We start from the raw sequence: 23,004 nt of genomic DNA, 5'->3' as shown, positions 1-23,004 counted from the left end.
AAAGGATTTACCATGTCTGGTTACTTGCAAGGAAACGAACTGGCCGCGAGCCAAAAGCCTGCCGCCACCACCGCACCTGCACCGGCCAAAGCACTGCTTAACAAGGCCGTCACCGTCAACACGCTGCATACCCTGAAAGCGTCTGGCGAAAAAATCACCATGCTGACCAGCTACGACGCCAGCTTTGCCGCCCTGATGGAGCGCAGCGGCGTCGAAGTGCTGCTGATCGGCGACTCGCTGGGCATGGTGTGCGCCGGCCACCAGTCCACGCTGCCGGTCACCGTCAACGACATCGCCTACCACACCGCCTCTGTGGCGCGCGGCGCCAAGAACGCCATGATCGTCGCCGACCTGCCATTCGGCGCCTACGGCACCCCGGAAACCGCCTACGCCAACGCCGTGCAAGTGATGCAGGCCGGCGCCCACATGATCAAGATCGAAGGCGGCGTATGGCTGGCCGACACCATCAAATTCCTGACCGAGCGCGCGGTACCGGTCTGCGCCCACATCGGCCTGACGCCGCAATCGGTGCACCAGCTGGGCGGCTACAAAGTCCAGGGCAAAACCACCGAAAGCGCCGACCTGCTGAAAGCCGACGCCCTCGCCATACAAGCCGCCGGTGCCTCGATGGTGGTACTGGAAGCCATCCCTTCAGCGCTGGGCAAAGAAGTGACCGACCTGCTGGCGATTCCCACCATCGGCATCGGCGCCGGCCCGGATTGCTCCGGCCAAGTACTGGTGATGCACGACCTGCTGGGCGTCTTCCCCGGCCGCAAAGCGCGCTTCGTCAAAAACTTCATGGACGGCCAGACCAGCATCGAAGCCGCCTTCACCGCCTACGTCACCGAAGTCAAAAACGGCAGCTTCCCCGCACAAGAACACTGCTTCTAAACCAGTTCCCGCAAGACCGCGTCAAATGCGATCACCAACGCCGACACATCGGCATCGGTGGTCGCGGGACAGACCAGCAGCATGTTGTGGAAGGGTGTGATCAGCAGGCCTCGGTTGAGCAGGTAGAGGTGGATCGCCTGTTCCAGTTCGCTGTCCATGATGGCGCCGGCTTCGCTGCCGTTGCGCGGCGCGGCGGCGCTGAATTGGAATTCGGTGCGGGCGCCGACTTGGGTGACGCACCACGGCAGTTGGTGACGTGCGATGCTGGCGCGCAGACCATCCGCCAGTTGTGACGCCAGCGCGAACATGTGCTGGTAGGCCGCTTCCGTCATCACTTGTTTCAGATTCGCGCGCATCGCCGCCATGGCGAACATATTGGCGCTCAGCGTGGTGCCGATGCCGGAATGGCCCGGCGGGGCGCTGCGCTTGGCGTGCTCCACGCGGTGCGCTACTTCTTCCGTAAATCCGTACACCGCGCAGGGGATGCCGCCGCCTATCGGCTTGCCAACCACCAGCGCATCCGGTGTCATGCCGTGCGCGCGCGCATAGCCGCCCATGCCGCTGCTGATGGTGTGGGTTTCATCGATCACCAGCAATGCGCCGTGGCGCTTGATGAGCTGCTGTGCGGCTTCCCAGTAGCCCGGTTGCGGCAGTACCATGCCGATGTTGGTCATTACCGGTTCCGCCAGCACGCAGGCGATGTCGCCCTGCTTGAGCGCCGCCTCCAGCGCCGGCAAGTCGTTGAACTCCACCACCACGGTGTGATCGGTCAGGGTGTGCACTTGGCCGAGCAGGCTGTCGCGCTGCATCGGTACACCGCCGACCAGGTCGACGAACACATCGTCCACCGTACCGTGATAGCAACCGTTGAAGACCAGTACCTTGCTGCGGCCCGTCGCCGCGCGCAGCCAGCGCAGCACGAAGCGGTTGGCGTCCGACGCGGATAGCGCGAACTGCCAATACGGCAGTCCAAAACGGCGCGCCAGTTCGGCTGCGACCGGACCGGCGTCCTCCGATGGCAGCATGGCGGTGTAACCACGCGCGGACTGGCGGGCGATGGCGGTTGCCACCGCCAGCGGCGCGTGGCCGAACATGGCGCCGGTGTCGCCCAGGCAGAAGTCAATGTACTCATGGTCGTCGGCATCGCGGAAGCGCGCGCCGCTGGCATCGCGCACCGTCAGCGGAAAGGGCGTCGACCAGTCGTTCATCCAGTGCATCGGTACGCCGAACAGCAGATGTTGCGCCGCCTGCCCCGCCAACCGCGCCGACTCGGGATTGCGCGTGATGTAGCTGGCCCGCTCGGCCGCCACCAGCGCCTGCACGCGTTGCCAGTCAAGCCCCGTTCTCATACCAGCAACATCAGATGCTCGCGTTCCCACGAGCTGATGACGCGGCTGTAGGTGGCGAATTCCAGTTCCTTCACCTCGCAGAACGCTTGTACAAACAGCTCGCCCAGGATGTCGCTCAACGGCCGGCATTCGCGCAAGCGCTGGATGGCGTCTTCCAGATTGCGCGGCAACTGGTCCACATGCTCGGCGCTGCCCGACATCGGCGCGGATGGCTTGAGCCCTTCGGTCATGCCCAGATACCCGCAAGCCAGCGTCGCCGCCATCGCCAGATAGGGATTCACGTCCACGCCCGGCACACGGTTCTCAACGCGGCGGTTAAGCGGTGTGGAATTCGGTATGCGGATGCCGCAAGTGCGATTGTCATACCCCCAATGCACATTGGTCGGCGCCGACATGAAACGTGACAGCCGTCGGTACGAATTCACATGCGGCGCAAACAGCAGCGTGGCCGGCACGATGTACTTTTCCAGCCCGGCGATATAGTTGAAGAACAAGTCGCTGGCATCGCCATCCTTGCGGCTGAAGATATTGAACCCGGTGTCCGTATCCAGCACGCTCTGATGGATGTGCATCGCGCTGCCCGGCTCCGTCTCCATCGGCTTGGCCATGAAGGTGGCGAAGATCCCGTGCCGCAGCGCCGTCTCGCGCACGGCGCGCTTGAACAGGAACACGCGGTCGGCCAGCTCCAGTGCCTCGCCGTGCGTGAAATTGATTTCCATCTGGCCCGCACCGGCTTCGTGGATCAAGGTCTCCACGCCCAGATCGTGCTGCTTGCAGAAGGTGGACAGCTCCAGGAAGAACGGATCGAAATCATTGACCGCGTCGATCGAATACGACTGCCGTCCAGACTCCGGCTTGCCGCTGCGTCCCAACGGCGGCGCCAGCGGCTCGTGCGGATTGCTGCTGCGGGCGACCAGATAAAACTCCATCTCTGGCGCCACCACCGGTTGCCAGCCGCGCTGTTCGTACAGCTGCAGCACCTTGCGCAGCACCGCGCGCGGCGACAGCCCGACCGGCGTGCCGTCGAAATTCTGGCAATCGTGGATCACCAGCGCCACGTTCTCCGCCGCCCATGGCACCTGGCGCAACGTGGCCAGATCCGGCACGCAGATCATGTCCGGATCGGTCGCGCCTACATACGGTATGTTGTTGGGCTGCTCGCCGTTGACGGTGTTCAGCAGCACACTCTTGGGCAGCCGCATCTGCCCCTCGTTGAGGAACAGATCCTTGGGCAGGATTTTTCCGCGCGCGATGCCAGTCATGTCAGCGATTACGCACTCCACCTCGTGGATATTGCGCTCGCGCAGAAAGTCTTTCATGGCCTGGCTCATCGTGACTCTCCGGTTCAGAAACGCTGCAGGTAGCGCGCGGTTTCCCAGGCGCTGACATGCTGACTATACTCCAACCATTCGGCCTGCTTCAGCGCGCAGAATTCGTGGACGATGGTGGCGCCCAGCGACGCCGTCAGCACGCTGTCTACCCTCAGCGCGGCCACCGCTTCGCCCAGGTTTTGCGGCAGCAGCCGCAAGCCCAGATCGTTGCGCTGCGCGGCGCTCATCTCGTACACGTCCTGGTTCACCGGCTCGCCCGGATCGAGCTGACGTTCGATGCCATCCAGTCCCGCCGCGATCACCCCGGCCAGCGCCAGATAAGGATTGGCGGCGCTGTCCGGAATGCGCCACTCGACGCGGCCGTGCACCACGCGCGCCGCCACCGTGCGGTTGTTGTCGCCATAGCCGATGAAGGCCGGTGCCCAGCTGGTGCCGGACAGCGACTCGCCGCACATCAACCGCTTGTACGAGTTGACGGTTGGCGCGCACAGCGCCGTCAGCGCCGGTGCGTGATGCAGCAGGCCGCCGAGGAAGTGGTAGCCCAGCGGCGACAGGCCGAGCGCGCGGCCGCCCTGCTCCGCGCTATCGGCCGGGCCAAGCGCCAGCGGCGCGTGGCCATCATCATCCGCCAGCGACAGATGAAAATGCAGACCACTACCCGGCCGTTCGGCAAACGGCTTGGGCATCATGGAGAACAGCATGCCCTCCTCTTCCGCGATGTGATGCGCGGCCATTTTGAACAGCATGAAGTTGTCCGCCGCGCGCAGCGCATCGGCGTAGTGATAGTTCACTTCAAACTGGCCGGTCGCATCCTCATGGTCGATCTGGTAAACGCCCAGACCACATTCGTTCAGCGATGTGGTCAGCTTGTCGAGGAAGCTGCGACGGCGCAGCAGACTCTTGGTGTCGTAGGATGGCTTCTCCAGCGTGTCGGTGGCTTCAGCGTCGTAGCCGCCGGCGCCCTGCTGCAGCAGGAAGAATTCCGGTTCCAGTCCAGCGTTGAGCAACCAGCCTTTGGCCGCTAGCCGCGCCACCTGCTTGCGCAGCACCTGGCGCGGACAGGCATCGAAAGGCTCGCCTGCCACGTACCCGTCCAACACCACGCGCGCATAGCCCGGCAGCCAAGGCATGGCGTGCAGCGTGGTCAGATCTGCGCGACCGTAGTATTCGGAACGCGGGCCATTGCGCGGCAGGCCGGTGCCCCAGATCGACGGCCCGGAAAAGCCGGCGCCCGGCGATACCACATCCGCCAGCTGCGCCAGCGGCACCAGCTTGCCCTTGGCCGCGCCGTGAATATCGGTGAACTGCGCGAAGACGTAACGCACGCCTTGCGCGCGCAACGCGTCTAGCCTATCTGTATCCATGTGGTCTTCAATTCGGTGTATTTATCGAAAGCGTGCAGCGACTTGTCGCGGCCATTGCCGGATTGTTTGTAACCGCCGAACGGCACGGTGATGTCGTCGCCATCGTATTGATTGACGTGGACCGTGCCGGCCCGCAGCGCGCGCGAAGTTTGAATCGCCTTGCTGAGGTCCGAAGTCCACACGGCGGCGTGCAGGCCATAGGGCGTGGCGTTGGCCTGCCGCACGGCGTCCTGTACGTCGGTAAAGCTGAGCACCGACAGTACCGGGCCGAAGATCTCCTCGCGCGCGATGGTCATGCTGCTGTCCACCTGATCGAACAGCGTCGGCTCGACGTAGTAACCGCCAGTCTCGGTGCGTGCCTGTTTGCCGCCGGCCAGCAGCCGCGCGCCGCCGGTGCGTCCGGCCTCGATATAGCCCATCACAGTATTGAGCTGCGTGGCATCGACAATCGCGCCCATCACGGTGTTTTCGTCGAGCGGATCGGCCGGCTGATAGGACGGCACCAGGGCCAATGCCTTTTCCAGGAAGCGCTCCTTGATGGACTCCTCAACGAACAGGCGCGAAGGCGCATTGCAGCTCTCGCCCTGGTTGAAAAAGATCGAACCGATGGCCGCTTCCACCGCCGCATCCAGATTCGGACAATCCGCACAGACGATATTGGCCGACTTGCCGCCCAACTCAGTCCACGCGCGTTTGAGGTTCGATTGACCAGCCATCTGCATGATCTGCTTGCCCACCCGCGTGGAGCCGGTAAAGCCGATGCAGTCGACATCCATGTGCAGCGCCAGCGCGGAACCGGCTTCGGCACCGTAACCCGGCAGCACATTGAACACACCCGGCGGCAGGCCCGCTTCCAGCGCGATCTCCGCCATCCGCAGCGCCGTCAGCGGCGATTTCTCGGACGGTTTGAGCACCACGCTGTTCCCCGCCGCCAGCGCCGGTGCGATCTTCCACGATGCCATCAGCATCGGATAATTCCACGGCACCACCGCCGCCACCACGCCGACCGGCTCACGCGTGATCAGCGCCAGGTTGCTGTCCGGCGTGGGCGCGATTTCGTCGTAGACCTTGTCGATCGCCTCGCCATACCAGCGGATGCAATTGGCGGCGCCGCCCACGTCCACCGTCTGGCTGTATTTGATCGGCTTGCCCATGTCCAGCGTTTCCAGCAACGCCAGCTCGGCGCCGTACTTCTGCATCAGCTCCGCGAAGCGCACCAGCACGCGCTTGCGCTGCGCCGGCGATTTACCGGCCCAGCGGCGGTCCTCGAAGGCGGCGCGCGCGGCAGCCACCGCGATGTCCACGTCCGCGCCGTCGCAGCGCGCCACCATGCCCAGCTTGCGGCCATCGATGGGTGACAGATTTTCAAACTGCTGTTCCGATTTCGCCCACACCCGTTCACCGTTGATGAAAGCGCGGCCGTCCGCCTGCACGGCGGCGGCCTTGTCATGCCATGTCGTCATAGAAGTCTCCTTACAGCCAGCCACGTTCCTTCACATCGGCGTAGGTCAGGTCGAGGCAGTGGCGTATCAGCGCCAGCATCTCGTCGATCTGCGCCGTGGTGAGGACCAGCGGCGGCGCGATAATCATGCGGTCGCCCACGGCGCGCATGATCATGCCATTGTTGAACATATGGCCACGGCACACCATGCCGACGGCCAGCGATGGATCGAACGCCACGTTATCGTGCACGGTGGCACCCTTGCTGCGCACCAGATTCAGCCCGGCGACAAAGCCGCAGCTGTTGGCATAGCCCACCAGTGGATGCTCGGCCAATTCAGCAAAGCGCTTTTTCAAATACGGCCCGGTTTCATTGGCCACGCGTTCGACCAGCTTTTCATCCTCGATGATGCGAATGTTTTCCAGCGCCGCCGCACACGCCACCGGGTGGCCGGAATACGTGAAGCCGTGATTGAACTCGCCGCCCTGCTCGATCAGTACCTTGGCCACGCGGTCGCCCACCAGCACGCCGCCCAGCGGCACGTAGCCGGAAGTGACGCCCTTGGCGAAGGTAATCAGGTCCGGCCGAATGTCGAACAGTTCCGACGCAAACCAGCGTCCCACGCGGCCAAAGCCGCAGATCACCTCATCGGCAATCAGCAGAATGCCGTACTTGTCGCAGATGCGCTGTATCTCCGGCCAGTAGGTGGAAGGTGGAATAATCACGCCGCCCGCGCCCTGTATCGGCTCACCGATGAAGGCCGCCACCTTGTCCGGCCCCACCTCCAGTATTTTCTGCTCCAGCCACGACGCGGCCTCGATGCCGAACGCTTCCTCCGTCAGGCCGCGCCCGGACTCCAGATAGTTCGGCTGCTCGATATGCACCACGCCCGGAATCGGCAAGCCACCCTGCGCATGCATATCCTTCATGCCGCCCAGCGACGCGCCGGCCATGGTGCTGCCATGGTAAGCGTTGTGGCGGCTGATGATGACCTGGCGCTCCGGCTGCCCCAGCACATCCCAATAGCGGCGCACCATGCGCACATTGGTGTCGTTGCCCTCGGAGCCGGAACCGGTGAAGTACACATGATTGAACTGCGGCGGCGAGATCTGCACCAGCTTCGCCGCCAGCTGCACCGCCGGCACATTGGTGGTGTTGAAGAAGCTGTTATAGAACGGCAGCGTCTCCATCTGCTGGTACACCGCCTCCGAAATGCTGGTGCGGCCGTAGCCGACGTTCACACACCACAGGCCGGACATGCCGTCGATGATCTTCTTGCCTTCCGAGTCCCACAGATAAATCCCATCGCCGCGCACCATCACGCGCGCGCCCTTCTCGCCCAGCGCCTTGTGGTCGGTGAACGGATGCATGTAGTGCGCGTTGTCCAGCTTCTGAATCGCATTGGTATCGTAGTTGCTCATATGGCCTCTCGCTTAAACGTGCAGCAGCAGGTGCTCGCGCTCCCACGGGCTGATGACGGTCATGAATTCCTGATGCTCCAGATCCTTGATGGCGGCGTAGACGTCGATGAAGCGGTCGCCCAGCACGGTGCGCAAACGGTCTTCGCCGCGCAACAGCTGCAATGCCTGCGGCAGGCCTTGCGGCAGTTCGATCTTGTGATCGTAGGCGCTGTCGGTGGTCATCGGCGTCGGATCTTCCTGATCGACCATGCCGAGATAACCGCAGGCCAGCGTGACCGCCAGCGCCAGATAGGGATTGGCGTCCGCGCCGATGATGCGGTTTTCAACGCGACGATCCTGCACGCCGGATTCCGGCACGCGGAAGCCCACGGTGCGATTGTCCATGCCCCACTGGATATTGATTGGCGCCGCCGTGTGGCGCACGATGCGGCGGTACGAGTTCACATACGGCGCCACGATGGCCATGGCCGAAGGCATGTAGCGCTGCAGGCCGCCGATGTAGTTCTTGAACAGCGGCGAGGCCGAACCATCGTCCGAGCTGAAGATGTTCTTGCCGGTCTTGATGTCCACCACGCTCTGGTGCACATGCATCGCCGATCCTGGCTCGCCCGCCATCGGCTTGGCCATGAAGGTGGCGTACATATCGTGCTTGAGCGCCGCTTCGCGCAAGGTGCGCTTGAAGAAGAACACTTTGTCGGCAAGGCCCAGCGGCTCGCCATGCAGGAAGTTGATCTCCATCTGGCCGGCGCCGATTTCGTGAATCAGCGTGTCGACGTCCAGGTTCATCATGTCGCAATAATCGTAGATGTCCTCGAACAGCGGGTCGAACTCGTTCACCGCGTCGATGCTGTAGACCTGGCGGCTGGTTTCGGCGCGGCCGCTGCGGCCGATTGGCGGTTTCAATGGTAGGTCCGGATCGCTGTTCTTGGCGGTCAGGTAGAACTCCAGTTCCGGCGCCACCACTGGCTTCCAGCCACGGTCTGCGTACAGCTTGAGCACGCGGCGCAGCACAGAACGCGGCGCGAAATCGACCAGCCGGCCGTCTGCGAAGTAGCAGTCGTGGATCACCTGCGCGGTGGGATCGGTGGCCCATGGCACCATGGTGATGGTGGTGGGATCGGCCTTCAGTACCATGTCGCGGTCGGTGCTGGAGATGGCGCGGTCGTAGCCCGCGTCCTCGGTTGGGTAGTTGCCGGTCACGGTCATGCCCAGCACCGCTTCCGGAATGCGCATGCCGCGCTCCTGCGTGAATTTGCCGCGCGGGAGGATCTTCCCGCGTGCCACGCCGGTCAGGTCGGGCACCAGGCATTCAATTTCCGTGACGCGCTTCTCGTTCAGCCACAGATCCATATCGGTATAGGTAAAGCTCTCGCGAATTGCCATTTTTTGCTCTCGTTGTTGTTATCGGGTGATCATGTAAGCGCGGCAGGCGGCGCCGAAAGCGCTGAATATCTTGACCGAATCCGGGTTCTCGGCGAAGCGCCACTCCGGATGCCACTGTAACGCCAGCGTGAATCCGCTGGCGTCCGCGACACGGTAGGCTTCCACCAGACCGTCATCGGCATGCGCCTCCGCCACCAAGCCGGGCGCCAATTGCTTGATGCCCTGGCCGTGCAGCGAATTGACCATGATTTCGGTGGCGTCATCCAGCACATCGGCCAAACGTCCCCCAGGGTCCAGCAGCACGCGATGCGAGGGCGCGTATTGCTGGTCCAGCGCATCGTCCTTGCGCTCGCGGTGATCGTTCATGCCGTCCACCGCATGCACCGCCTGATGCAGTGTGCCGCCCAGCGCCACATTCACTTCCTGGAAACCGCGGCAGATCGCCAGCAGCGGAATGCCGCGCTGGATGGCGGCGCGTATCAGCGGCAGCGTGGTGGCGTCGCGCGCCGCGTCCAGCGGCAGCGATGGATCGAGCAGCGCTTCGCCATACAGGCTGGCGTGAACGTTGGAGGGAGAACCGGTCAGCATCACGCCGTCGGCCAGCGCCAGCAGCGTTTCAATGTCGGTGGTCGCGCCCAAGGCGGGGACGATCAGCGGCGTGCAGCGCGCGCCGTCCGCCACGGCGGCCACGTACTTGAGCTGCGCGGTGTGATACGGATGTGCGCCGATCTGGTTGACGCACGCGGGGACCAATACGATGGGGCTACGCATAGAAGCTTTCATCTACTTGATTTAATTAAATGATATGCCGATTTTGGTATCATGGTGAGTGCCACTTATCGATTATTGTTAGAACCACTTTCCCGATGTCCCCCACTTCCGACCTGCTGGCGCACGCGCTGGCGCAGACCGGCTTCCATTCCCGCCTCTCCCAGCAGCGCAGACTGTACGAAGCCGCCAAGGCCGCGATCCACCAGCAACGCCTGGGCGCGGGCAGCAAACTGCCTTCCAGCCGTGATCTGGCGCGGGATCTGGGCATGGCACGCAATACCGTCATCGCCGCTTTCGAACAGTTGGCGGCGGAGGGTTATGTGGTCAGTGCGCGCGGCAGCGGTACCTACGTGGCTGATCTGCAGGCGCACCGCGCCTCGATGCGTGGTGTTGGCGCCGCGCCACAGACACGCAGCGCACCACGCCACGCCCGCCTGTCGCGACGTGGCCAGGAGCTGACCGCCTATGCGGCCGGGCCGCAGTTCGAGATCCAGCCGTTTGCGCCGGGCGAGCCGGATTTTTCGTCCTTCCCGTTCAAACTGTGGCAGCGGCTGCAGAACCGCGTGTGGCGCGAAGCGCGTCACGATTTGCTGGACTATGGCCAGTCCGGCGGCCATCTGCCGCTGCGGCGCGCCATCACCGAATACCTGCGCATCTCGCGCTCGGTGAAAGTGGAAGTGGAACAGGTGATGATCACCGCCGGCACCCAGCAATCGCTCGACCTGTGCGCGCAACTGCTGGCCGACGCCGGCGACACCGCGTGGGTCGAAGACCCGTGCTACTGGGGCGCGCGTCGCGTGTTCCAGGCGCGCGAACTGAAACTGCGCCCCATCACCGTCGACGCCGACGGCATTGCGCTGGACGAAGCCGACCTGGCCACCAAGCCACGCCTGATCTACGTCACGCCATCGCACCAGTACCCGACCGGCGCCGTCATGAGCCTGGCCCGTCGCCGCGAACTGCTTGGCGCCGCCGTGCGCAAGGATGCGTGGATACTGGAAGACGACTATGACAGCGAATTCCGCTACACCGGCCGGCCCCTGGCCGCGCTGCAGGGTCTCGATGACGACGACCGCGTGCTCTACATGGGAACCTTCTCCAAAGTGCTCTACCCCGGCATCAAGGTCGGCTACCTGGTGGTGCCGCCGGCGCTGATTGCCGCCTTCCGCAGCGCGCTGTATGACTTGCAGCGGCCCGGCCAGCTGACCGTGCAGGCCACGCTGGCCGACTTCATCACACTCGGCCACTTCACCACCCACGTCCGCAAAATCCGTCAGACCTACGGCGCGCGGCGCGAACTGCTACGCCGCATGCTGGCGCAGCAGCTGCCGGCCGGCGTCTCCATCTCGCGTGAGGAATCCGGCCTGCATCTGGTGATCGAACTACCGGACCACGTGGACGACGTGGCGTTGGCACAGCGCGCGGCCGAGGCGCAGATCTCGGTCAAGGCGCTGTCCACCTACTACATGGAGGCGCCGCGACGACGCGGCCTGCTGGTCGGCTACGCCTACTGCACGCCCGAACAGATCACCGACTACGGCCGTCTGCTGGGCGCCATCATCGCCGCCGGAGTACGCGCATGAAGAACATGCCATGGCGCGATTTCATCGCACTGGTCGCCAGCATCGGCGTGGTCGGCCTCGGACTGGGCGCCACCATCCCGCTCACCGCGCTGACGCTGGACCAGCGCGGCGTAGGCTCGGGCGTGATCGGCGTGATCACCGCCATCAGCGCGGTCGGCATCCTGGCCGCCGCGCCCTTCGTCTCGCGCTGGGTGGCCGGCCACGGTCCGCGCGGCTGCATGATAGGCGCGATCCTGGCGGCCGCCGTGTCCACCGCGCTGATGGAATGCACCGACAGTCTGCTGGCCTGGGGCGCGCTGCGACTCGTGTTCGGCGCGTCGATGGGCGTGCTGTTCACCATCGGTGAAGCATGGGTCAACAACCTGGCGCCGCAAAATTCGCGCGGCCGCGTGGTGGCCATCTACACCACCGCCTTCACCCTGTTCCAACTGATTGGTCCCGCGCTGGTGGCCGCATTGGCCGGCAAAGTCACTCTGCCGTTTGCCGCCTGCGGCGCGCTATTCCTGCTCGCGCTGCCCGGCATGCTGCTGATCGCCGGCGGCACGCACGGTCACGAAGATGAGCCACATGTGCCGTGGCAGCGCATCCTGCCGCGCATGTGGATGATCGCCATCGGTGCCGCCTTCTTCGCCATGTTCGACACCGTCGCCTTAAGTCTGCTGCCGCTGTACGCCATGCGGCACGGCATCGCAACCGAACTGGCGGTGCTGTCGGCCACCGTGGTGCTGGTGGGCGACACCGCGCTGCAATTCGCCTTCGGCTGGCTGGCCGATCATGTGGGACGCCGCCGCGTGCACGTCGGCTGCGGCATCGCGGTGTGCGTGCTGCTGCCGCTGCTGCCTTTCGCGGCCGCCACGCCGTGGTTGTGGTGGACGCTGCTGCTGGTGCTGGGCGCGGTGGCCGGCGCCATCTACATGCTGTCGCTGGTGGCGTGCGGCGAACGCTTCGAAGGTCAATCGCTGGTCGCCGCCAGCGCGGTGGTCAACGCCAGCTGGGGCATCACCAGCGCCGGCGGCCCGCTGGTGACCGGCGTCTTGATGCAGACCGCAGGCGTCAACGCGCTGCCGGCCGTGCTGTGGTGCGGCGCCGCCATCTTCATCGCCAGCGCGGCGTGGGATAAAGACAAGGATTAGCAAAACGACCAGTCCAATCGGGATTTGCAGTTCTCGGGGGGCGGGCTCATAATTGACAGCGCATTCTCCTGACCAAAGAAGATCCCCATGTCAGACTACAGTCACCTGTCGGTATTGATTGTCGACCCCAATCAAAGCATGCGCTCCAGCGTGCATAACATGCTCACGCAGATCAACATCAGCAAGGTCGATCACGCGGTCAATGCCGCCACCGCGATCCGCCAGCTCAGCATGCGCTCGTATGACGTCATCCTGTGCGAGTATGATCTCGGCGGCAGCGGCGACCAGACCGGCCAGGATGGCCAGCAGTTGCTGGAAGACCTGCGCCATCACCGCATCATTCCGCAGTGGGCCATCTTCATGATGCTGACCTCCGAGGGCGTGTACAACAAAGTGATCGGCGCCGCCGAGCTGCAGCCCAGCGACTACGTGCTCAAACCGTTCACCGTCGAAGTCATCTCCCAGCGCATCACGCGCGCGTTGCAGCGCCGCGCCGCGCTGCTGCCGGTGTACCAGATGGTCAGCCAGGGCCGCGCGAGCGACGCCATCACCACTTGCCAGGAATTAGTACAAAGTCAACCGCGCTACGCGCTGGAGTTTGCCCGCCTGCGCGCCGAAGTGCTGACCAGCCTTGAACGCCACAGCGAAGCCGAGCAAGCATACGCCGCCATCCTCAAACAAAAACCGCTAGGCTGGGCGCAATTGGGCCAGGCACGCAGCATCCAGCAGCAGGGCCGGCTGGCCGACGCGGAAGCGCTGCTCAAACAACTGGTGGCGGACAATCCCGAACAGATGGCGGCCTACGACCTGCTGGCCGCCATCCTGCGCGGATCGGGACGCGATGCGGAAGCCAAAACGGTGCTGGAAGACGCCGTCGCCATCTCGCCGCACATGGTGGTGCGGCTGCGCAGCCTGGGCGACGTGGCGCTCGCCACCGGCGACGTCGACGCCGCCGAGCGCGCGTACAAACAGGTACTGGTCAAGTCCCGCCACTCCGAATTCCGCGACGCTTCAGACCACGTCAACCTGGTACGCACACTGGTTAAAAAAGGCGATGCCGCCGGCGCCGCCGCAACCGCGCGCGATCTGGAGCGCTCGTTGCGCAGCACGCCCACCACCGACGTTTGCCACGCCTATGCCAACGCCATGGTCAAGGAACTGAACGGCGATACCGCCGGTGCCGCCGCCGCGCTGGACAAGGCCATGACCAAGCTGTCCGAGAGCACCGGCATGTCCAGCAACATCAAACTGGGCCTGGCCCACAGCTGCCTGAAAAATGGACTCGACGAACAAGCCGTGGTGCTGTTGGATGAACTGATCGCCGATCCGTCCAGCGGCATCGGCGCGGCACAGGTGGAAGCGGTCTGCCGCGAAGCCAACCGGGTCGACTTCGTCAAACGCTACGAAGAAAATCCCGACGCCGCCGTCGATGCCGCCGTACGCGAAGCGGCTGAACTGAGTCGTGGCGGCGCCCAGGGCGACGCCGTCGACGTCCTGCGCAAAACCCTGCGACGCTATCCGGACCATCACGGCTTGCGGACGGTCGCCGTCACCGCCATTCTGCGCCTGCTGAACGACAGCGGCTGGGATGCCGAATTGGCCACTGAATGCACCGGACTGCTGCGGCGCATACGCGAAGAACAAGCCAACCACCCGCTACTGCCCGGCTTGATCGCCCAATACGCGACGCTGCGCAAAAAGTACGCGCCGCCATCGTAGACGATAGTCCTTTCCCGGCAGCTTTCCTACTCGTGCTGCTTCATCGCTTCCAGGAACGCGTCAGCGATGGTGTACACCGTCGGGTAGTCATATAATCTGCCAAATTTTTGAGTCCAATATCGGCCGTGCGCCAACCAGTGTCGATAGTTGAATGCGCCGATCAACTCGCCAATCAACACCTTCGGGATGCTAGAAGAGTCACGCCAGCAGGCAAGAATATCGTCGTCCAATCTGGCGCGCTCAGCCCTTTTTTTGTAGATGTCCCGAAATGATCGAGCGATATCGTCTTTTTGTTTGGTATAGCAGCGCTTTAAATAGTCCGTACGCAGTGCCGCTTCCACGCACGCCAACACAGACAGGGCGCTATTATGATCGTGTTCAGCAAGCACAATCGCACGAACCTCTTCCACCGGCAGCCCTGTGTAACCTGCCAAACTTGGATGTAGCGCCAACTGCGCGGAAGGTGTCAGGGCGAACAAATCGTAGATCGCTGTGGACACCAGGGTATGGTGTCGCGCAACCTCAGGCAATGACTGCTCCAGCTCGGAAAAGCTGACTCTAGACACCGCGAACCACCTTGATGAAGAAATCCCGAAATACCTCTGAACTGAGGTCAATGTAACTACGAGACGGCGGAGCTGGCATGATTTTCCACACCAGATCAGCCCATGGCTTATCCTTCGCCATCTGCTCGGCGTCTGGCGCGTTGAACGCGAACAGAGGAGTTTGCGCTTTGCTCGGCACAAGAATGAAACGACACACTCCACGCGGCCCTTCCATATCGACCCGGCCAAACGCACCGATCAAAAAGGTGCCGATTGGCTTCAGTCGGACGAGAGCACTGCCAACGCTGATCTCGAATTGCGGCACCTCGTACTCTCCGGTCGGCTCCTCAGTGATCCTCACCATCCGCTTGGTCGTCTTGATTCCGGACTCGGCATACGGTTTGAGCGAATCATCGACAAACTTGCCCAAGGTGTTCAAGTGATCCAACCAGCGCGTCACCTCAGCCTCAACAGATAGCTCGGAATTAGAAGCGTCCTGCGCTGCCGAAGACTGCTCCTGAACAAACTCCATAAACTTATCAACCATTTTGGCCCCCCCTGGCGAATGGGCCATTATCTCACTATGAAAAATGTGGGCAGCGAGATTGCTTAACCCTGCGCTTCGCCCCAGCCGCAGCCGCAGCCGCAGCCGGTCCCTATTACGCCTTCCGGCGAACACTTCAACACCACCGACGCGTGCCAACGCGGTGGCGCCTGCCCTAAAGCGATCGATGCATGATTCCATCCTGGCAAGATGTTATGCTTAGTGAATGGCAGAAACCGTCCACAAACGGGCACATAAAGCCGATATTCGACGCGTGTGCTAAACATAATCGGCCCGAACCCCGGCTCAAGCCCTAAATCGACTAATTGAATAATTCTCTTGATACAAGAACAGCAGGGAATAGATAACACAGCGTTGCATTTCACAAAGGAAGCCAATGGACGCGCTGCAAAGTACCCCAGTTTCAGATGACGCTACCCATTACTGGAACTTGGCCAAACTGATCATTGGCCCCTTTGTCGGTGCAACTTTCGCCTTTGTGGTGGCGCGGTACAACGATGCCCGTAAACTCCGTAGGGAGCGAATAGCAGCCGGCAACCTTGCATTACTTACGCTACGCGACCAGATTGATGACTATTTGGGTTTTCGGAAAAGCTTTCGTTACGACTTGGCAAATCCAGCGAGAGGAGCAGTTGCTCCTGTGTTCATGCTCGTACATGCCACGTTTCAGGCTTATGCGGAAACGTATATAGATTTTTCGTCCCTCAGTTTCTTGATGGAACGACGTCGGCACATACCGAAACTAAATTCGATCGTTTACAGTCAGAAGCTGTATCGTAATCTGATTAAGTTGGACGACTTACGTAATGAGGCAGTGCTTGAGTTCCAGAAGAAGCTGGCCGACGCTGACAGTCCGCCACAGACAATAGCGGATATCGAACGAATCGTCGGGCCTTTGCTGATTGCAAATGCGACCTCGGCAGTTGTCGGCCTCGCATTTCACGCGAAAGACGATGAAAAGACCTACCGCCGGGCGGTAGATGAACTTCGCGAAGCATTAATTGACGAACTCGAGCCTTGGTGGTGGCCAAAATGGGCGCGGAAACAATGGCCAAAGCTTGTGGGGCCAGCGTTAATTTCATTCACTAACGGTGATCCGCACATGCAGGAAGAGGCGATGCCTGCTTTTCCGAAACAGCTACTTGCGGCGATGGCGGCTCAAGATGCGGCGGAAGGCAAACATCCACAGGCCGGTGCGCCTTTGTCTTTCTTTCCGCTTGATCGATGGTATTCCACATACTACCAAGTGCTCGGAAAAGTAAATGGTCGCAAGATACTACTTCCCATCAATGGCCTCGATCTTCATCGTTGACATGTCACGGCTTGCTGTATCCAAAGAAGGATAGCGCAAGGTATATTGCTCAGATGTTCCTGATTGACTCAACTGAGCGTCTGGCGTGGCCCGCAAGCCTGCCTAGCCAAACATCTCGTCTGACGCTACCACCTCGGTTAAAGCGATCAACTCTTTGCAGCAACGACCAGATGTTTGGATCGCAGACATCTTGCGCGGGCGATGTAGATTTTGGCGGCGATGACGCCAAGAATCGCCAACGCTAGTAGCGATCCACCATTGATCATCCAACGCCCACCATCGAACGCGGCACTTAGCTGCCAGTTAGAAGCGATATCCCAGCACCGACATAAATACCGCCTGAGATTTAGAGGCGATGAGCGGACTCTTTGCCGCATCGCCTTCAAGTCTTTTCACTCCCACGTTGGCCGAGATGAACCAGTGCGGATCGAGGCGATATTCCGCCCTCACACCGAATTCCGCATCTTTCAGACCGGATTTCGGCGTGAATTGGCTGAAGCCGGAATTGGCCGACTGGGTGGCGGTCACGCCGAAGAAGGTCTGCATGTAATCGCGGTTTGCCCAGGTTGCGTCCACGTGGGCCGTTACCGTTAAATCCTGAGATAACTTGAACGGCACGCCAGCGCCGATATTGGCAACCACTCCCTTGTTATCGGTGCCCGAGAATTTCGTCACGGCGCTGCTGACATTGACGCCATAAATATCGTCGGCGACAAAGATCTTGAAACCGGGAGCCGCGCTAATATCGCCCATGCCGCGCAAGCGGTCATCCCCTGACTGGATGATGCCATTGGATTCATGGTCCTTGCGACCACCGTTAAAGGTCAATCCCGCGCCGACGCGGAAACCGTCCAGCCGCCAGTAGGCGTTCACGCCATCCACTCCGATCGACAGCATGTCATCGTAGACCGCCCGCACAAACGGCGTTGGGATGGTCCGGCTTTTATCACTGCCCTCATAGGTTGGCATAACAGCCAGACCGCCGCCAGCAACGACATTCCAGCCCACGGTGTGCGGGTCGTTATCCTGCGCATGGGAAGCGCTTGCGATGGCCAGGCTGCCAGCCATGATCAGCGTTCTGAAAGCTGCGGTATTGTTCACGTGTGTCCTTGAAGTTGATGGAAGGGTTCTCAAGCCACATGTTGATTCATGAACTCTTACGGAATACTTTCTGGCGGCAGAAAGTATTCCGTAAGTGATTCCGGCATAAGATAGCCACTCTCGTAACCCATTCCCCTGAGATCGTGAGCAGAATTGCACTAATCGAAGATCACCCACAGCTCGCGCAACTCATTCAAAAAGCGCTGGAGCGTGGCGGGATGGCGGCTGACATTTTCCCCAGCCTGCAAGCCGCGTGGCCTGAGGTGCGAGACGGTCAATATCACGTGTTGGTGGTGGACCGTGGACTGCCCGACGGCGACGGTCTCGAAATTGTGCGCCGTCTGCGTGCCGCGCAATCATCAATCCCCTGCATGATGTTGACCGCACGCGATGCGCTGCACGACCGTGTCGATGGACTGGAATCCGGCGCGGACGACTATCTCGCCAAACCCTTCGAGATGGACGAATTTGTCGCCCGGGTACGCGCACTGTCGCGCCGTCAGCCCATCTCGGCACCGGCCGTGCTTTCGTATGGCGACATCACCTTGCTGCCCGAAGAAGGCTTCATGGTGTGCGCCACCGAGCGCGTGACCTTGCCGATGGCGGAGATGCAAATCATGCTGCACCTGACCCGCTCCGGCGGTAAAACCGTGCGGCGCACTGCGCTGGAATTGGCGGCATGGGGCTTGGCGGAAGCGGTCACGCCGAACGCGTTGGATGTCGCCCTGCACCGCTTGCGGAAAAAACTGGAAGCGATTGATTCCCGATTATGCATCGTCAATTCGCGGGGACTCGGCTATGCGCTTATGGATCAGTGACATCCTGCGCAGCCTGCGCATGCGCCTGATGTTGACCTTCCTTGCGGGGATGGTGCTGACGGCGGGCTTGTTCGTGTTTATTCTGGCGATGGTCTTTTATTGGCAGTTTGACCTCGTTACCTATAACGGCATGAAGCACAATGCCGCCTCGGTCGCGGCGCGTATGCAGTTCGACGCGCAAGGAAAACCGCAAGAAATCAAATTGCCGAAAGACGTGCGCTGGCTTTACGATCAATTGCCCGGCGACGTGGAATTTCGTGTCGTCGATCGCTTCGGTGCACCGGTCATGATGCCATCGAAAACGCCGCAAAGCCCAGTGCAGCGGCTCCTGCCAGCATCCCATGTGCCGCTGCGGTTCGACGCTGCGTTACAGCTTCAAATCGGTGAGCGCTCTATCGAAGTAGTCACCGTGCCTATCCTGCAATCGCATGGCGCCTATTATCTGCAGGTGGCCGCCAGTGACCGCGCGTTGCAGTTCGTGGGGCTTTCGCTGACCCATCCTGTGCCCAACTACATCTTCGGCATCATATTGATTTCGATGCCTGTTGTTGGTGGACTGATGCTGGTCGCGCTGTTTCGCTTACTGCGGCCGTTGCGGGTTTTGTCGGCCGAGGCGGCGCGCATCGATCCACGCAATCTGTCCGCCAGGCTGTCCACCAAAACGGTTCCCAGCGAACTCTCGCCATTGATCGATTCATTCAATCTGGCGTTGGCGCGGTTGGAACAGGGATTTCGCGAGCAGCAGGAGTTTTTGGGGGCTGCGGCGCATGAGCTTAAAACCCCTCTGGCTTTGATGCGCGGGCAAATTGAAGTCGAGGGCATCGCGGACCGCGCAACACTACTGGCCGATATCGATGTCATGACGCGGCAGGTACAGCAACTGCTGCATCTGGCCGAGGCCAGCGAACTGCGTAACTACCGCATAGAACCGATCAATGTCAGGCACATGCTGGCTGACGCGGCGGCGTTCTTATTACGCATGGCGGAACGGCGCCAGGTACACATCCATTTTTCCCATTCGTTCGAGCTGACCGAAAGCCCACTATGGGTTGGTGATCAGGGCGCGATGTTCACGCTGTTCAAAAATCTGATCGAGAACGCGGTCCAGCATTCACCGGAACACAGCATGGTCGAGCTGAAAATCGAGGATGGCAATGCCGTCAGCGTTCGGGACTACGGCTGCGGCATCGCTGCGGAAGATATTCCGCGCGTGTTTGAACGCTTCTGGCGCGGTCCCGGCCGGGCTGACGGACAGCCCGTTGGAGCCGGACTTGGTATGTCGATCTGCAAGGAGATCGCCGCCGCCCATGGCTGGCGTATCGAGATTGAAGACGCCAAGCCAGGGACGATTTTTCGCGTTGTCAGGCAGTCAGTTTAGCCCTTGGCGGCAGCGGCCAGCTGTTTGGAGCGCAGGCGTTCGGCGCGGGCGATGTAGATGCTGGAAGCGATCACGCCAATCGACACTACCAGGATGGTCAACGCCGCCACCGCGTTCACGCGCGGGTCGAGGCCCAGACGGGCACGCGAGAAGATCACGATCGGCATGGTCGACGAGCCAGGGCCGGACAGGAAGGCCGACAGCACCACGTCATCCAGCGACAGCGTAAACGTCAGCAGCCACGCCGAACCCAATGCCTGTTTGATGTTCGGCAGCGTCACCAGGAAGAACACCTGGAATGGACGGCAGCCCAGATCCATCGCCGCCTCTTCCAGCGACTTGTTCATCTCCTGCAGACGCGATTGCACCACCACCGTCGCATAGGCCATGCCCAGCAGCGTATGGCCGAGCCAGATCGTCACCAGGCCGCGCTCCGGGAAGCCGAACATCTTCTGCACCGACACCAGCATCAGCAGCAGCGACAAGCCGATAATCACCTCCGGCATCACCAGCGGCGCGCTGACCATGCCGGTGAACAGCGTGCGGCCGCTGAAGCGCTGGTAGCGGTCCAGCACAAACGCGGCGAAGGTGCCGAGGATGACCGAGCCGCACGCCGTCAGCAGTGCGATGCGCAGCGACAGGCCGAAGCCGCTGATGATCTCCGAGTCGTTCATCAGCGCCGCGTACCACTGCAGCGAGAAGCCGCTCCACACCATGTCCTGGCGCGAGCTGTTAAACGAGAACACCACCAGCACCACGATGGGGATGTACAGGAACAGGTAGCCCAGCGACAGCCAGCCACGCCCGAACCAACGATGCAGGAACTGGGTCATTTGCGCGCCTCCTGGTCTGCCTTGTATTTATTGAAGATCGCCATCGGCACAAGAATGAACAGGATCACCACCACCGTCACGGCGGACGCCAGCGGCCAATCGTTATTGGTGAAGAATTCGTCCCACAGCTGGCGGCCGATCATCAGTGTCTCCGGGCCGCCCAGCAGCTCGGGGATGACGTACTCGCCCACCGCCGGAATGAACACCAGCATGGTGCCGGCGATGATGCCGGACTTCGACAGCGGCACCGTCACGCGCCAGAAGGTCTGCCACGGCGTGGCGCCCAGGTCGGCCGCCGCTTCGATGAAGCGCACGTCCATTTTCACCAGGTTGGCGTACAGCGGCAGGATCATGAACGGCAGGTAGGCGTAGACCATGCCGATCAACAGCGAGAACTGGGTGTTCATCAGATGCAGCGGCTCGGTGATGACGCCGACGTCGATCAGGAAGCTGTTGAGGATACCGTTGTTGGCCAGGATGCCCTTCCACGCGTAGATCCGCAGCAGGAAGGAGGTCCAAAACGGCATCATCACCATCATCAGCAGCACCGGCCGCGCCGCCGGCTTGGCGCGCGCCATGAAGTAGGCGAACGGGTAGCCGATGATCAGACACAGCGCCGCAGTGATGCCGGCGAACTTGAGCGAGTTCAGATAGGTGATCGCATACAGCTCGTCCTGCGCGATGTACAGGTAGTTGGCGACTTTGATCTTCAGCGTCAGCACGCCGTCAACCAGCGTCACCAGGGTGCCGAACGGGCCGCCATCACCGCTGTCCAGGTCAACGAAGCTGATGCGCAGCACGATCAGGAACGGGATCAGAAAGGCAAACGCCAGCCACAGGAACGGCACGCCGATGACTACCGCGCGGCCGGGGTTCTTGAACAGATTTTTCAGGGAGTTCATGACCACCGCGCCTTAGCTGGTCAGCACGACGACGTCGGCGCCATCCCACCATGCGTGCACGCGCTGATCGCGCTTGAGCGCCGCATCGTCATGACGCGCCACGTTGGTGCGCGAAGCTTTCAGCACCATGCCGCTGTCCAGCGTGATGTGGTAGCTGGTCTCGTTGCCGAAGTAGGAGATGCCGGTGATGACACCCTGCACGCAGTTGTAGCCATGTTCGGCCGCCTTGGCGCGCTGTTCCTGCGTCGGCGCCTCGGCCTGCACCGCAATCTTCTCCGGACGCACCGCCACCGACACTTGCATGCCCATGGTGCCGGTAATGCCGTGCGTGACGTAGTGCTTGCCCTCGGGCGTATCGATGATGACGTGGTCCGGCTCATCCACCGCCACCGCGCCGTTGAACAGGTTGACGCTGCCGATGAAGTCCGCGACGAAGCGGCAATTCGGCGTTTCGTAGATTTCGTCCGGCGCGCCCACCTGCAGAATGCGGCCGGCGCTCATCACGGCGATGCGGGTGGCCATGCTCATGGCCTCATCCTGATCGTGGGTGACCATCACGCAGGTTACGCCCACTTCTTCGATGATGGAGACCAGTTCCATCTGGGTGCGCTCGCGCAGCTTTTTATCCAGCGCGCCGAGCGGCTCGTCCAGCAGCAGCAACTGCGGACGCTTGGCCAGCGAACGCGCCAGCGCCACGCGCTGCTGCTGGCCGCCGGACAGCTGGTGCGGTTTGCGTTTGGCGTAGTCGGTCAGCTGCACCAGCGCCAGCATCTTTTCGACGCGCGCGGCGATTTCGTCTTTCGGCAGGCCGTCGCGGCGCAGGCCAAAGGCGATGTTGTCCCACACGCTCAGGTGCGGGAACAGCGCGTACGACTGGAACATCATGTTGATCGGGCGCTGGTACGGCGGCACGTTCACTATGTCTTTGCCGGCCAGGGTAATGGAGCCCGAGGTCGGCGTTTCAAAACCGGCCAGCATGCGCAGCAGGGTCGACTTGCCGCAGCCCGAGCTGCCCAGCAGTGCGAAGATTTCGCCCTTGTTGATTGCAACCGATACGTCATTGACGGCACGGACACCATCAAATTCCTTAACCAGATTGCGGATCAGGAGGAAAGGTTCAGCAACTCGCTCTATGGTCATGTTATTAGAAAGGTAAAATAATAT

General features: G+C 61.8%; 20 protein-coding genes. 7 read left to right on the top strand and 13 right to left on the bottom strand.

Features of this window, described 5'->3' with window-relative positions; genetic code table 11:
- Nucleotides 1–12: 12 nt before the first annotated feature.
- The gene (gene panB / locus GJ699_RS20560) at nt 13–891 is read left to right on the top strand and encodes a 3-methyl-2-oxobutanoate hydroxymethyltransferase (RefSeq protein ID WP_195763606.1); all 879 of its coding nucleotides are present in this window, start codon (nt 13–15) and stop codon (nt 889–891) included.
- Here panB and GJ699_RS20555 read toward each other — a convergent pair.
- Genes GJ699_RS20555 through GJ699_RS20525 form a run of 7 tightly spaced genes read right to left on the bottom strand, consistent with a single transcriptional unit; the run spans nt 888 to nt 9,951 of the window.
- Nucleotides 888–2,240: an aspartate aminotransferase family protein gene (locus tag GJ699_RS20555; RefSeq protein WP_154379756.1), complete on the bottom strand. Its 1,353-nt coding sequence runs from the start codon at nt 2,238–2,240 to the stop codon at nt 888–890. The two genes, panB and GJ699_RS20555, sit on opposite strands and share 4 nt — an antisense overlap.
- Entirely contained in the window at nt 2,237–3,571 is a 1,335-nt protein-coding gene (locus GJ699_RS20550; RefSeq protein WP_154379753.1) for a glutamine synthetase family protein, read from the bottom strand. Before GJ699_RS20550 ends, GJ699_RS20555 begins: the two co-directional genes overlap by 4 nt.
- Nucleotides 3,572–3,585: 14 nt before the next feature.
- A complete protein-coding gene (glnT, locus tag GJ699_RS20545; protein WP_154379751.1) occupies nt 3,586–4,935 on the bottom strand; it encodes a type III glutamate--ammonia ligase in 1,350 nt (449 codons plus the stop codon).
- Nucleotides 4,917–6,398 (bottom strand): aldehyde dehydrogenase, encoded by a 1,482-nt coding sequence (locus GJ699_RS20540; protein ID WP_154379749.1) that lies wholly within the window; start codon nt 6,396–6,398, stop codon nt 4,917–4,919. Before GJ699_RS20540 ends, glnT begins: the two co-directional genes overlap by 19 nt.
- A gap of 10 nt (nt 6,399–6,408) precedes the next feature.
- Nucleotides 6,409–7,797: an aspartate aminotransferase family protein gene (locus GJ699_RS20535; protein WP_154379747.1), complete on the bottom strand. Its 1,389-nt coding sequence runs from the start codon at nt 7,795–7,797 to the stop codon at nt 6,409–6,411.
- Nucleotides 7,798–7,809: 12 nt separating this feature from the next.
- Entirely contained in the window at nt 7,810–9,180 is a 1,371-nt protein-coding gene (locus GJ699_RS20530; protein ID WP_154379733.1) for a glutamine synthetase family protein, read from the bottom strand.
- An 18-nt stretch (nt 9,181–9,198) separates the two neighbouring features.
- A complete protein-coding gene (locus GJ699_RS20525) occupies nt 9,199–9,951 on the bottom strand; it encodes a gamma-glutamyl-gamma-aminobutyrate hydrolase family protein (protein WP_154379731.1) in 753 nt (250 codons plus the stop codon).
- A 95-nt stretch (nt 9,952–10,046) separates the two neighbouring features.
- On the opposite strand from GJ699_RS20525, the gene pdxR reads away from it, so the two are divergent.
- From pdxR to GJ699_RS20510, 3 genes are all read left to right on the top strand, one after another.
- Nucleotides 10,047–11,534 carry a MocR-like pyridoxine biosynthesis transcription factor PdxR gene (gene pdxR / locus GJ699_RS20520; RefSeq protein WP_154379729.1) on the top strand — a complete coding sequence of 496 codons (1,488 nt, stop codon included), beginning with the start codon at nt 10,047–10,049 and terminating at the stop codon, nt 11,532–11,534.
- Nucleotides 11,531–12,667 carry an MFS transporter gene (locus tag GJ699_RS20515; RefSeq protein WP_154379727.1) on the top strand — a complete coding sequence of 379 codons (1,137 nt, stop codon included), beginning with the start codon at nt 11,531–11,533 and terminating at the stop codon, nt 12,665–12,667. The genes pdxR and GJ699_RS20515 overlap by 4 nt, the downstream gene beginning before the upstream one ends.
- Nucleotides 12,668–12,754: 87 nt before the next feature.
- A complete protein-coding gene (locus GJ699_RS20510) occupies nt 12,755–14,386 on the top strand; it encodes a response regulator (protein WP_154379725.1) in 1,632 nt (543 codons plus the stop codon).
- Between the two features lie 26 nt (nt 14,387–14,412).
- Here GJ699_RS20510 and GJ699_RS20505 read toward each other — a convergent pair whose 3' ends face one another.
- Together GJ699_RS20505 and GJ699_RS20500 are read right to left on the bottom strand one after the other, a co-directional pair.
- Entirely contained in the window at nt 14,413–14,886 is a 474-nt protein-coding gene (locus GJ699_RS20505; RefSeq protein WP_195763605.1) for a hypothetical protein, read from the bottom strand.
- A 58-nt stretch (nt 14,887–14,944) separates the two neighbouring features.
- A complete protein-coding gene (locus GJ699_RS20500) occupies nt 14,945–15,478 on the bottom strand; it encodes a hypothetical protein (RefSeq protein ID WP_154379721.1) in 534 nt (177 codons plus the stop codon).
- 394 nt (nt 15,479–15,872) lie between these two features.
- On the opposite strand from GJ699_RS20500, the gene GJ699_RS20495 reads away from it, so the two are divergent.
- Entirely contained in the window at nt 15,873–16,808 is a 936-nt protein-coding gene (locus tag GJ699_RS20495; RefSeq protein ID WP_154379719.1) for a hypothetical protein, read from the top strand.
- A gap of 303 nt (nt 16,809–17,111) precedes the next feature.
- Here GJ699_RS20495 and GJ699_RS20490 read toward each other — a convergent pair whose 3' ends face one another.
- Nucleotides 17,112–17,909 carry a MipA/OmpV family protein gene (locus GJ699_RS20490; RefSeq protein WP_154379717.1) on the bottom strand — a complete coding sequence of 266 codons (798 nt, stop codon included), beginning with the start codon at nt 17,907–17,909 and terminating at the stop codon, nt 17,112–17,114.
- 143 nt (nt 17,910–18,052) lie between these two features.
- Here GJ699_RS20490 and GJ699_RS20485 point away from each other — a divergent pair, with 143 nt between their 5' ends.
- Together GJ699_RS20485 and GJ699_RS20480 are read left to right on the top strand one after the other, a co-directional pair.
- Complete coding sequence (locus GJ699_RS20485; protein WP_371867607.1) at nt 18,053–18,727, top strand: response regulator transcription factor; 675 nt, start codon at nt 18,053–18,055, stop codon at nt 18,725–18,727.
- Nucleotides 18,708–20,105, top strand: coding sequence for a sensor histidine kinase (locus GJ699_RS20480; protein WP_195763604.1), 1,398 nt, complete (start codon nt 18,708–18,710; stop codon nt 20,103–20,105). The genes GJ699_RS20485 and GJ699_RS20480 overlap by 20 nt, the downstream gene beginning before the upstream one ends.
- On the opposite strand, the gene GJ699_RS20475 is transcribed toward GJ699_RS20480, so the two are convergent.
- Genes GJ699_RS20475 through GJ699_RS20465 form a run of 3 tightly spaced genes read right to left on the bottom strand, consistent with a single transcriptional unit; the run spans nt 20,102 to nt 22,980 of the window.
- On the bottom strand, nt 20,102–20,938 hold the full coding sequence (locus GJ699_RS20475) for an ABC transporter permease (protein ID WP_154379713.1): 837 nt from the start codon (nt 20,936–20,938) through the stop codon (nt 20,102–20,104). The genes GJ699_RS20480 and GJ699_RS20475 overlap by 4 nt on opposite strands.
- The gene (locus GJ699_RS20470; protein WP_154379711.1) at nt 20,935–21,840 is read right to left on the bottom strand and encodes an ABC transporter permease subunit; all 906 of its coding nucleotides are present in this window, start codon (nt 21,838–21,840) and stop codon (nt 20,935–20,937) included. The genes GJ699_RS20475 and GJ699_RS20470 overlap by 4 nt, the downstream gene beginning before the upstream one ends.
- 12 nt (nt 21,841–21,852) lie before the next feature.
- The gene (locus GJ699_RS20465) at nt 21,853–22,980 is read right to left on the bottom strand and encodes an ABC transporter ATP-binding protein (RefSeq protein ID WP_154379709.1); all 1,128 of its coding nucleotides are present in this window, start codon (nt 22,978–22,980) and stop codon (nt 21,853–21,855) included.
- Nucleotides 22,981–23,004: the final 24 nt, after the last annotated feature.

Origin of the sequence: Duganella guangzhouensis (assembly GCF_009674535.1) — a bacterium.
In the GTDB taxonomy this organism is placed as follows: domain Bacteria; phylum Pseudomonadota; class Gammaproteobacteria; order Burkholderiales; family Burkholderiaceae_D; genus Rugamonas; species Rugamonas guangzhouensis.
Note: the sequence above shows the minus strand (reverse complement) of the source record. Positions and strands in the feature narration are given on the sequence as shown.

Bases quoted from the DNA above. Each gene is read 5' to 3' on its own strand.
- panB (WP_195763606.1), top strand. From the start codon at position 13: ATGTCTGGTTACTTGCAAGGAAACGAACTGGCCGCGAGCCAAAAGCCT.
- GJ699_RS20555 (WP_154379756.1), bottom strand. From the start codon at position 2,240: ATGAGAACGGGGCTTGACTGGCAACGCGTGCAGGCGCTGGTGGCGGCC.
- GJ699_RS20550 (WP_154379753.1), bottom strand. From the start codon at position 3,571: ATGAGCCAGGCCATGAAAGACTTTCTGCGCGAGCGCAATATCCACGAG.
- glnT (WP_154379751.1), bottom strand. From the start codon at position 4,935: ATGGATACAGATAGGCTAGACGCGTTGCGCGCGCAAGGCGTGCGTTAC.
- GJ699_RS20540 (WP_154379749.1), bottom strand. From the start codon at position 6,398: ATGACGACATGGCATGACAAGGCCGCCGCCGTGCAGGCGGACGGCCGC.
- GJ699_RS20535 (WP_154379747.1), bottom strand. From the start codon at position 7,797: ATGAGCAACTACGATACCAATGCGATTCAGAAGCTGGACAACGCGCAC.
- GJ699_RS20530 (WP_154379733.1), bottom strand. From the start codon at position 9,180: ATGGCAATTCGCGAGAGCTTTACCTATACCGATATGGATCTGTGGCTG.
- GJ699_RS20525 (WP_154379731.1), bottom strand. From the start codon at position 9,951: ATGCGTAGCCCCATCGTATTGGTCCCCGCGTGCGTCAACCAGATCGGC.
- pdxR (WP_154379729.1), top strand. From the start codon at position 10,047: ATGTCCCCCACTTCCGACCTGCTGGCGCACGCGCTGGCGCAGACCGGC.
- GJ699_RS20515 (WP_154379727.1), top strand. From the start codon at position 11,531: ATGAAGAACATGCCATGGCGCGATTTCATCGCACTGGTCGCCAGCATC.
- GJ699_RS20510 (WP_154379725.1), top strand. From the start codon at position 12,755: ATGTCAGACTACAGTCACCTGTCGGTATTGATTGTCGACCCCAATCAA.
- GJ699_RS20500 (WP_154379721.1), bottom strand. From the start codon at position 15,478: ATGGTTGATAAGTTTATGGAGTTTGTTCAGGAGCAGTCTTCGGCAGCG.
- GJ699_RS20495 (WP_154379719.1), top strand. From the start codon at position 15,873: ATGGACGCGCTGCAAAGTACCCCAGTTTCAGATGACGCTACCCATTAC.
- GJ699_RS20480 (WP_195763604.1), top strand. From the start codon at position 18,708: ATGCGCTTATGGATCAGTGACATCCTGCGCAGCCTGCGCATGCGCCTG.
- GJ699_RS20475 (WP_154379713.1), bottom strand. From the start codon at position 20,938: ATGACCCAGTTCCTGCATCGTTGGTTCGGGCGTGGCTGGCTGTCGCTG.
- GJ699_RS20470 (WP_154379711.1), bottom strand. From the start codon at position 21,840: ATGAACTCCCTGAAAAATCTGTTCAAGAACCCCGGCCGCGCGGTAGTC.
- GJ699_RS20465 (WP_154379709.1), bottom strand. From the start codon at position 22,980: ATGACCATAGAGCGAGTTGCTGAACCTTTCCTCCTGATCCGCAATCTG.